The organism is Klebsiella sp. PK01, assembly GCF_057624675.1.
In genome coordinates this window covers 90,323-98,445 of sequence record NZ_JBYEZM010000011.1, presented here as the reverse complement: position 1 = coordinate 98,445, position 8,123 = coordinate 90,323, and the positions used below count along the sequence as shown (strand labels likewise).

7 protein-coding genes and 1 riboswitch are annotated in these 8,123 nt (G+C 54.9%); of the genes, 2 read left to right on the top strand and 5 right to left on the bottom strand.

The features are described from left to right. Positions 1 to 428 precede the first annotated feature (428 nt). Positions 429 to 1,280, bottom strand: a complete 852-nt coding sequence (gene murI / locus AC22LX_RS23725; protein WP_015703959.1) for a glutamate racemase — start codon at positions 1,278 to 1,280, stop codon at positions 429 to 431. Next, positions 1,225 to 3,072 carry a TonB-dependent vitamin B12 receptor BtuB gene (btuB, locus tag AC22LX_RS23720; protein WP_015368904.1) on the bottom strand — a complete coding sequence of 616 codons (1,848 nt, stop codon included), beginning with the start codon at positions 3,070 to 3,072 and terminating at the stop codon, positions 1,225 to 1,227. The genes murI and btuB overlap by 56 nt, the downstream gene beginning before the upstream one ends. 65 nt (positions 3,073 to 3,137) lie before the next feature. After that, positions 3,138 to 3,325, bottom strand: a riboswitch (cobalamin riboswitch). Between the two features lie 115 nt (positions 3,326 to 3,440). Here btuB and trmA point away from each other — a divergent pair. After that, positions 3,441 to 4,541: a tRNA (uridine(54)-C5)-methyltransferase TrmA gene (gene trmA, locus AC22LX_RS23715; RefSeq protein WP_020077583.1), complete on the top strand. Its 1,101-nt coding sequence runs from the start codon at positions 3,441 to 3,443 to the stop codon at positions 4,539 to 4,541. Positions 4,542 to 4,593: 52 nt separating this feature from the next. Here the strand turns inward: trmA and AC22LX_RS23710 are convergent, their stop codons facing one another. Further along, positions 4,594 to 4,953 carry a YijD family membrane protein gene (locus AC22LX_RS23710; RefSeq protein WP_045395329.1) on the bottom strand — a complete coding sequence of 120 codons (360 nt, stop codon included), beginning with the start codon at positions 4,951 to 4,953 and terminating at the stop codon, positions 4,594 to 4,596. Between the two features lie 15 nt (positions 4,954 to 4,968). Then, complete coding sequence (gene fabR / locus AC22LX_RS23705; RefSeq protein WP_015368907.1) at positions 4,969 to 5,604, bottom strand: HTH-type transcriptional repressor FabR; 636 nt, start codon at positions 5,602 to 5,604, stop codon at positions 4,969 to 4,971. 196 nt (positions 5,605 to 5,800) lie between these two features. Here fabR and sthA point away from each other — a divergent pair, with 196 nt between their 5' ends. Continuing rightward, a complete protein-coding gene (gene sthA, locus AC22LX_RS23700; protein ID WP_015368908.1) occupies positions 5,801 to 7,201 on the top strand; it encodes a Si-specific NAD(P)(+) transhydrogenase in 1,401 nt (466 codons plus the stop codon). Here the strand turns inward: sthA and oxyR are convergent. Further along, a complete protein-coding gene (gene oxyR, locus AC22LX_RS23695; RefSeq protein WP_045395327.1) occupies positions 7,184 to 8,101 on the bottom strand; it encodes a DNA-binding transcriptional regulator OxyR in 918 nt (305 codons plus the stop codon). The two genes, sthA and oxyR, sit on opposite strands and share 18 nt — an antisense overlap. Positions 8,102 to 8,123 lie beyond the last annotated feature (22 nt).

The window sequence follows — 8,123 nt, the reverse complement described above, 5'->3', positions numbered from 1 at the left end:
TTAGGCCTGCCGCCAGCGTTCAATCTGAGCCATGATCAAACTCTTCAATTTAAGTTTGATGCTCGTGAATTAAACTTCGTAATGAATTACGCATGTTCACTCAGAGACTTGGTATTCATTTTTCGTCCGAGGACGTTAAGAATCCATGTCACTTTGAGTGCCCACACAGATTGTCTGATAAATTGTTAAAGAGCAGTGCCGCTTCGTTTTTCGCTGCGGCGCGGGGTGTGCATATTACGCTTTCCCGCCTCAGAGTCAAGCATTTATTTTGCTTTTCTCCGCGAGGTTCTCACCGGAACCCCGCTGACCCGGCGGCTTGTTTGCCGTTGTTCCGTGTCAGTGGAGGCGCATTATAGGGAGTTCTGAGACGTTGACAAGCCCTGTTTTCAAAAAACTTTTCAACCGTCTTTTTTTTGCGCAAAACGCCATTAAAGCGGTAGTTTTTCCAGCGTTTCAAAGCCGTAACGCTGTAAAACGGGTAAAAGCTGTTCAGTATCCGGGGTAATCGCCATGCAAAAAGCCTTATTGGCATCATTCGATTTGGCATCCGGCGCTTCATGCTCCAGCAGCCAGGCGGTGCGTCGAGCAATCGCCGCGCCGGAATCGATAAACCGCGTTCCTTCCGGCATAACCTGTTGCAGTTCTTCCGCCAGTAGTGGGAAGTGCGTACAACCTAATACGACCGTATCGGGCGGTTCCTGCATCCGTAGCCACGGGCGCAGAATTCGACGCAGCTCTTCTAACGGTACCGCTTCGCCGTGCAGCTTCGCCTCTGCCAGTTCCACCAGCTCAGCGGAACCCAGCATTTCGATGCGGCACTCATTGGCAAAGCGGTCAATGAGTTCACGGGTATAAGGACGCTTGACGGTACCGCGCGTCGCCAGCAGGCCAACAATGCCGTTTGCCGTTAAGCGCGCGGCAGGCTTAATTGCCGGCACCACGCCGACCACCGGGAAAGCGAACTTTTCACGTAGGGCTGGCAGGGAAACGGTACTGGCGGTATTACAGGCGATGACCGCCAGCGCCAGAGGATAGCGTTGCTGAACGGCAGTCACGATCTCAACAACACGCTCAACGATAAACTCTTCGCTCTTCTCGCCATACGGGAAAGCAACGTTATCGAAAGCATAAATGTAATGTAGATCCGGCAGCAGCTGCCGAATCTCGTTATATACCGACAACCCACCGACGCCGGAATCAAACACCAGCACGGTGGGACGTGGATCAGAAGGTGTAGCTGCCAGACAAGGTGTATTCCCGTCCTGCAGTTTGGTAGCCATATACTGTCTCGTAATCTTTATCGAACAGGTTGGCTATTTTACCACGAACTGTGAGATGTGAGGTGACTGGATACGAAACTGCGAGATCCCACAAGCTTACGCCACCCAGCTTAACGCTCTCAGGCGCATAGGTTACCGGGTCGTAAGTGTTGTCATAACGGGTGCCAAGATAGTGATAGGTCACACCCCAGTCGAAATCATAAACCTGCCAGTCCAGCTGGTATTTCACCTGCTGTTTTGCCCGGCGCACCAGCAGCTCGTTGGTTTTCGCATCACGCGCATCGACATAGTCATAGCTGATGCTGTGCGCCAGCGGCCCGGTATCAAACGACGCCGTCGCTTCAATACCTTTAATACGCGCCTTGCCGACGTTGTAATATTTCATCAGCTGCGAGTCGTAGTCGATCAGATTGTCGATGTCGTTACGATATCCGGACAGGCGCCATGTCACCCCAGACGTCAGGCCTTCAAAGGCCCCTTCCCACTGCTTGCTCTCTTCCGGGTCGAGATTCTGATTACCATAGAAGCCGTACAGCTGGCCGAGATTCGGCGCTTTGTAGGCGGTGCCATAAGAGGCGATAAAGCGGTAGCCGTCGATAAACTCCCACGCGGCGCTGCTCTGCCAGGTACCGTGCTGGCCAAACTGCGAGTTATCATCGCTACGCGCCGCCCCTTCCAGGGTGAAATCGCCCAACTTTTGCAAGCCGGTGATAAACAGGCCGGTATTACGGATTTCATAGCCATCGGTCACATAGTTCGTGCCAGGCTCGGTGGTTTGTTTCTGCCAGTCGATTCCGGCGCCCACGTTGCCGTGGCCAACATCGACCGTGTTCGCCCACTGCACGTTGTACTGTTTCACTTCATCCAGCGTCGCCGAGGTGTCATAGCGCCCCAGTCGCGGATCGTAATTGTAGTCCTTGCTGTGGCTATAGCTGGAAGTCAGCTGCGAGTGGAAGATATCCTGATTAAAACGCAGGCCGGCATCCCAGGTCTGGCTATACAGCTGGCGAGTGTCGACTAATACGCCGCCATAAGGAGAGCCATCATAGGCCGTCCGGTTGTCATAACCATATCCGCGCACAAAGCCGCTCCACTCATTGGAGAAGCTATGCTCCAGCGCGCCGTAGATCGTTTTGCTCATAAAGCCATCGCGATCCGGCTGGCGAACGCCGCCGGTATTGCCTTCCGCGACAACATCAAAGCCTTTGGTATAGGTATAGTCGCCCGCCAGGGTGACGCGGGTATGACCGCCGAAAGTCTGCTGCGTGCTGCCGCCGTAGTTCTGGTAGCCATTTGAACCCACGCCGGCATTGAGCGTGGTGCCGTCCTGGTCGCGAGTGGTAATAATGTTCACCACCCCGCCAATCGCGTCTGAACCGTAGACCGCCGAGCGCGGGCCGCGAACGTATTCAATGCGCTGTACCAGAGCGATAGGGAACTGGCTTAAGTCGGAAGAGCCGCTGACGCCCGCCTGATTCAGACGTACGCCATCCACCAGGATTAAGACATGGCTGGAGTTGGTACCGCGTACGAAAAGAGAGCTCTGCTGCCCCATGCCGCCGTTTTGCGCGATGTCCACGCCCGGCAGGCGGCGCATCACATCGGTGAGAGAGGTTGACTGCCAGCGATCGATATCCTGCCGCGTCACCACGCTCACCGGCGCCAGCACGGTCTCGATAGGTTGCGCCACACGGTTTGCCGTCACCACTAACGTATTTGAATTGCTGTCCTGCGCCCAGCCGGAAAATGCCGTGACGGATAAAGCCGTCATCAGCGAAGCTTTTTTAATCATTGTAAAAGCATCCATAATATAGAGAGGATGCCGCCGGCTCTATCAGTAGCTCGCGATGATAGAAACCAAATGCGACGTATCCGGCAGGTCTTCGGGCTTGGAGGCGGTTTCAAGAAATAATGACTTCCCACGGCTAACCGCAGTGTCTGCACCGAGTGCGCTTATTTCTCGCCTTTCCTTACCGCTGCGCGTCAGCTCCAGATTCGCACTGGATTCCCTATTAACTCAGAGGACCGGTTGCAAGATGCTACAATTAGAAACATATAGATGTCCAGACTGCTATAACGATATTTCATCCGCAACCAGGACTGGACATCCCCAATGCTTTCCCTACAATCCCCGCGTACTTATTTTATTCAGGATGCATCATGACCCCCGAACACCTCCCTACCGAGCAATACGAAGCGCAACTGGCAGAAAAAGTCGTCCGTTTGCAGAAAATGATGGCCCCTTTTGCCGCGCCGGTTCCGGAGGTATTTCGTTCGCCGGTCAGCCACTACCGGATGCGCGCTGAATTTCGCCTGTGGCACGACGGCGACGACCTCTATCACATCATCTTCGATCAGCAGACCAAGTCGCGTATTCGCGTCGATACCTTCCCGGCCGCCAGCGAGCTCATCAACCAGCTGATGCCGGCGATGCTCGACGGCGTGCGCCATAACCCGGTCCTGCGCCATAAGCTTTTCCAGATTGATTATCTGACGACCATGAGCAACCAGGCCATCGTCTCGCTGCTCTATCACAAGAAGCTCGACGACGAATGGCGCCAGCACGCGGAAGCGCTGCGCGATGCCCTGCGCGCGCAAAATCTCAACGTGCAGCTGATTGGCCGCGCCACTAAAACCAAAATCGAGCTCGATAGGGATTATGTCGATGAACGTCTGCCGGTTGGCGGGCGCGAAATGATTTATCGTCAGGTAGAAAACAGCTTTACCCAGCCAAACGCGGCGATGAATATTCAGATGCTGGAGTGGGCGCTGGACGTCACCAAAGGCTCCACCGGCGATCTGCTGGAGCTCTACTGCGGCAACGGCAACTTCTCGCTAGCGCTGGCGCGTAACTTCGATCGCGTGCTGGCGACGGAAATCGCTAAACCGTCAGTCGCCTCCGCGCAATACAATATTGCCGCCAACCATATCGATAACGTGCAGATTATCCGCATGGCGGCAGAAGAGTTTACTCAGGCGATGAACGGCGTGCGAGAGTTTAACCGTCTACAGGGTATCGATCTGCAAAGCTATCAGTGCGAAACCATTTTTGTCGATCCGCCGCGCAGCGGGCTGGATAGCGAGACCGAAAAAATGGTTCAGGCCTATCCGCGAATTCTGTATATCTCCTGCAACCCGGAAACACTGTGCCAGAACCTGGAAACCCTCAGCCAGACGCACAATGTCACCCGCCTGGCGCTATTCGATCAGTTCCCGTATACCCACCATATGGAATGCGGCGTGCTGTTAACGAAGAAATAAACGCATAAAAAAACCCGGCGAACGCAACGTTGCCGGGTTATTGCCTGGCGGATTACTCCGCCGCGGTATCTTTGCGGTTGCGCATCTTGTAACCGATCCAGAACACCATCACGACGGACAGTACGGCCGGGAAGAAGTTAGAGCCGATATCCGGATATTCTGCGCGCACCACGGTGCTATACAGCAATACGCCGAGAATAAAACAGGCGGCGGAAAGCCCCGGCAGCCCGACCGGCATACTGCGGTTCTGATAGCGCTGGTGCAGGCAGTACACCGTCAGCAGCAGCGACAGAACCGGGAAGATGGAAAAGGGAACGATTGAGCTGAACAGCGCGGCGAAGGTGCCATTAATGGACAGACCCGCGATCAGCGCCAGCAGTAGCGTACCTTTATCTTGAACTGAGTGTTTCATTGCTCGTCCTTCACGTTATTCGGAATGATGTGACATTTTTTCTTGTTCACGGCGATACCAGTAATACGCGCCTTTTGAAATCATTCTGAGCTGCAGTACCAGCCGCTCTTCCAGCTGTCGGCGCTGTTCCGGACTGACGTCCAGCGCTTCCGCACCGGCGTTGAATACGATGGTGACCATAGCTTCAGCCTGCGCTTCGGTAAAGGCGCGCGGCATATGGTTTTCGAGTTCTAAATAGTCGGCAAGTTCCGCGATGAAATGCTGGATCTCGCGCGCTACAGCGGCTCGAAACGCCGCGGATGTGCCAGAACGCTCACGCAACAGCAGGCGAAAGGCGTTCGGGTTGTTACCAATAAACTCCATAAAGGTAGAGACGGAGGTGCGGATCACGCTGCCGCCTTTGGCAATGCGCTGGCGCGCCTGGCGCATCAGCTGGCGCAGCATTAGCCCGCTTTCGTCTACCATCGTCAGGCCTAACTCATCGACATCGCGAAAATGACGATAAAAGGACGTCGGCGCGATCCCTGCTTCCCGCGCAACCTCGCGCAAGCTCAGGCTGGCAAAGCTTCGCTCAGCGCTAAGTTGGCTAAATGCCGCTTCCACCAGCGAGCGGCGGGTTTTTTCTTTTTGTTGTGCTCTTACGCCCATCACGATGTATGAATCCTTCCAATAGCCCTGTCGGCACTATACCAGAGATTAAAACTAATCGGTTTGTACTGGATTGTGAATGATTGTTTATGAGCCGTTTCTGCTTTTATGCCGCAAAAAAGCACAACGATAATTGGGTTAAAGCTCGCCAAATGTTATCATCGTGTTTATTTTGTGTATAAAACAGGTGAGTAATGCCATGTCACACTCTTGGGATTATGATGCAATAGTGATTGGTTCCGGTCCTGGCGGCGAAGGCGCCGCTATGGGACTGGTGAAACAGGGAGCTCGTGTTGCCGTTATCGAGCGCTACCATAACGTCGGCGGTGGTTGTACCCACTGGGGAACCATCCCGTCAAAAGCGCTTCGCCATGCCGTCAGCCGTATTATCGAGTTTAACCAAAACCCCCTCTACAGCGACCATTCCCGTCTTCTCCGTTCTTCCTTCGCCGACATCCTCAACCATGCCGACAGCGTCATTAACCAGCAAACCCATATGCGTCAGGGTTTCTATGAGCGCAACCACTGCGAAATTCTGCAGGGCAACGCCCACTTTGTTGATGAGCACACGCTGGCGCTGGAGTGTCACGATGGCACCGTAGAAACGGTCACCGCCGAGAAATTCGTTATCGCCTGCGGCTCGCGCCCGTATCATCCGGCCGACGTCGATTTCCACCACCCGCGCATTTACGACAGCGATTCCATTCTTAGCCTGCACCACGAACCGCGCCACGTGATCATTTACGGCGCCGGGGTGATCGGCTGCGAGTACGCATCGATCTTCCGCGGTATGGAAGTTAAGGTCGATCTGATCAACACCCGCGATCGTCTACTGGCGTTCCTCGATCAGGAGATGTCCGATTCGCTCTCCTATCACTTCTGGAACAGCGGCGTGGTTATCCGCCACAACGAAGAGTACGAGAAAATCGAAGGCGTCGATGATGGCGTGATCATGCATCTGAAATCCGGTAAGAAGCTGAAAGCTGACTGCCTGCTGTACGCCAACGGCCGTACCGGTAACACCGACACCCTGGCGCTGGAAAATATCGGTCTGCAAACCGACAGCCGCGGCCAGCTGAAAGTGAACAGCATGTATCAGACTGCTCTGCCGCACATCTATGCCGTCGGCGACGTTATCGGTTATCCGAGCCTGGCATCAGCGGCTTACGATCAGGGGCGCATCGCCGCGCAGGCGCTGATCAAAGGCGAAGCCTCCGCGCATCTGATTGAAGATATCCCGACCGGGATCTACACCATTCCGGAAATCAGCTCAGTGGGTAAAACCGAGCAGCAGCTAACCGCCATGAAGGTGCCTTATGAGGTGGGTCGCGCGCAGTTTAAACATCTGGCGCGGGCGCAAATCGTCGGTATGAGCGTAGGTACGCTGAAGATTCTGTTCCATCGCGAGACGAAAGAGATCCTCGGTATCCACTGTTTTGGCGAGCGCGCGGCCGAAATTATTCATATCGGCCAGGCGATTATGGAGCAGAAAGGCGGCGGTAACACCATTGAGTACTTCGTTAACACCACCTTTAACTACCCGACCATGGCCGAAGCCTATCGGGTAGCGGCGTTAAACGGCTTAAACCGCCTCTTTTAACGCCTTATCGAAGTGGCCATCCATAGTACTACGGATGGCCTCCGCCAGATGCTCATAGCGGCTACGCAGCGGCGAACCAGGACGATAAACCAGCCCGATGGTGCGTCTTGGTTCCGGCTTAATGCACGGAATATAGACCACGCCATCGCGTTTTCTATCCTGCGGTACCGCCAGCGCCGGCAGCAGCGTAATACCACTTCCGGCGGCAACCATGTTGCGCAGCGTTTCAAGGCTGGTCGCTCGGAAGTGGGTATCTTCATCCGCCCCCGCTTCAAAGCAGAAGCCCATCGCCTGGTCGCGCAGACAGTGTCCGTCTTCCAACATCAGCAGCTTTTCACCGGCTAAATCCGACATCGGCACGCGATCGCGCTCCGCCCACGGATGGTCTTCATAGATAGCCAGCATCATCGGCTCATCGAACAGCGGCACTTCGATAAAGGCTTCACTCTCTTTGACCAGCGCGAGGATCGCGCAGTCGAGCTTACCGCTATCGAGCTGCGCCAGCAGCTGATGGGTTTGCGCCTCATGCAGATACATTTCCAGCTTCGGGAAAGTCTGATGCAGCATCGGGATTATGTGCGGCAGCAAATATGGCCCCACCGTCGGGATCAGGCCGATATGCAGCGGCCCGGACATGGTTTCCCCTTGCTGGCTTGCCATCTCCTTGAGCACTTTTACTTCGCGTAGCACGGTACGCGCCTGATCCACCAGCAGCAAACCCGCCTGAGTGAACAGAACCTTACGGCTGGTGCGCTCCAGTAACATCACCCCAAGTTCATCTTCCAGCTTGCGAATTTGTCCGCTGAGCGTGGGCTGACTGACGTGGCAGGAATCTGCCGCACGTCGGAAGTGGCGATGTTCAGCCAGCGCTACCAGGTATTCAAGATCGCGAATATTCATTATTCATCCTCCATCGCCACGA

Bases quoted from the DNA above. Each gene is read 5' to 3' on its own strand.
- btuB (WP_015368904.1), bottom strand. From the start codon at position 3,072: ATGATTAAAAAAGCTTCGCTGATGACGGCTTTATCCGTCACGGCATTT.
- sthA (WP_015368908.1), top strand. From the start codon at position 5,801: ATGTCACACTCTTGGGATTATGATGCAATAGTGATTGGTTCCGGTCCT.
- trmA (WP_020077583.1), top strand. From the start codon at position 3,441: ATGACCCCCGAACACCTCCCTACCGAGCAATACGAAGCGCAACTGGCA.
- murI (WP_015703959.1), bottom strand. From the start codon at position 1,280: ATGGCTACCAAACTGCAGGACGGGAATACACCTTGTCTGGCAGCTACA.
- oxyR (WP_045395327.1), bottom strand. From the start codon at position 8,101: ATGAATATTCGCGATCTTGAATACCTGGTAGCGCTGGCTGAACATCGC.
- AC22LX_RS23710 (WP_045395329.1), bottom strand. From the start codon at position 4,953: ATGAAACACTCAGTTCAAGATAAAGGTACGCTACTGCTGGCGCTGATC.